Below are 1,329 nucleotides of genomic sequence, written 5' to 3'. Positions count from 1 at the left end.
AGTCGCCGCCGGAGGTGAGCGCCTGGCTCACATGGGCCTGCAGATAGGCCTGCTTGAGCCCCTCACGGGCGCGGCTGGCCAGCACCGACGTGGCGTTGGCCGTCAGTCCGAACAGCGGGGCGATGTCGCTGGGCGACTCCTCCTCGACGGTGGTGTGCCACAGGACTGCCTGCCAGCGCTCAGGGAGGGTGCGGAACGCCTGCATCGCCATCGACTGTTCGGCTTCGTGCATCGCCAGCACGTCGGCACCGAGATCGAGCGTGTCCGCGTCCGACACCTCGGAGGTGCGCGATGCCTGCGCGGCGAACACCGCGAAGTCGTCGACCAGGTGCTCGCGCTTCGCGGTCCTCGTCCACGCGGCGGCGACATGCCGGACCGCCGTCATCAGGTAGGCCCGTACGGCCTCCTCGGGTCCCTTGCCGCCCCGTACCGCCTGCAGGGTCCGGGCGAAGACCTCGGCCGTCAGGTCGTCGGCGGTGTGCGCGTCCCGGCAGCAGGTACGCGCATAGCGGCGCACCGCGTCGGAATGGCGGCGGAACAGCTCCTCGTACGCGAGGTCGTCGCCGTCACGCATCCGCTGAATCAGCTGGGCATCGGAAGGGGCGTCCCCGGCAGGCGTGCTGCTGGGCGCCCGCTGCATGGGTACCGCGGCCGCAGCGGCGGCATCGATCGCGTCCGTGTCCACGGACGCCGACTTCTCGACCGGAGCGGGCGGCCACGGCCCGGGCAGTACGGTGCCCCCGCCCGCGTCCCCGGTGCCCTCGTCCTCGGCGCTCTCGTCCCCGGCGACCTCATGGCCGGCCACCTCGCCGCCGGCGCCCGGGCGTCGGGGCCCGGCCTGGCTCGGCACCTGATGCCCGGACAGTCCGCCCGTCTCCGTGCCGCCGACGGCGGACACACCGTCGAGCGACTCCTCCTGCTGCCCGTCACCGCTCATCGCGGACGCCCCCGTATGCGCTGTCGGACCCGAACACCGGGCAAGCGTGCCACAGAGCGCAGGCACGGCGGCCCTTCAATCCCGGCAACCACTCATCCGGGGCGCTTTCCCGATTGTGCGCACTAGTGGGCACCCATTTGGGGAAGGAGTAACGGGATTTGTTGACGGGGCAGTTGGGGCGGAACACCATGAGCGCGACGGAAGCGCCCTATCCGGACCGAGGCGGCCCACCGGGACAGAAACGGCATCCTCCGGACAGGAACGACCCACCCGGACAGGAACGAACCGCACCACCCGACCGGGAGGCCCACTCGCCCGGGACGACTTACTCGCCCGGAACGCCCACCCGACCGACACGGCCCGCCCGCCCGGGACGGCCCCCGGCCCGGACC

Annotated in this window: 1 protein-coding gene; it reads right to left on the bottom strand. The window is 72.4% G+C overall.

The features are described 5' to 3' along the window. The coding region (locus JGS39_RS39840) for an RNA polymerase sigma factor (RefSeq protein ID WP_219574632.1) at positions 1-937 on the bottom strand (937 nt) is incomplete at its 3' end. Between the last annotated feature and the right edge of the window lie 392 nt (positions 938-1,329).

The sequence above is a fragment of the Streptomyces poriferorum genome (genome assembly GCF_019399235.1).
Lineage (GTDB): Bacteria > Actinomycetota > Actinomycetes > Streptomycetales > Streptomycetaceae > Streptomyces > Streptomyces poriferorum.
Note: the sequence above shows the minus strand (reverse complement) of the source record. Positions and strands in the feature narration are given on the sequence as shown.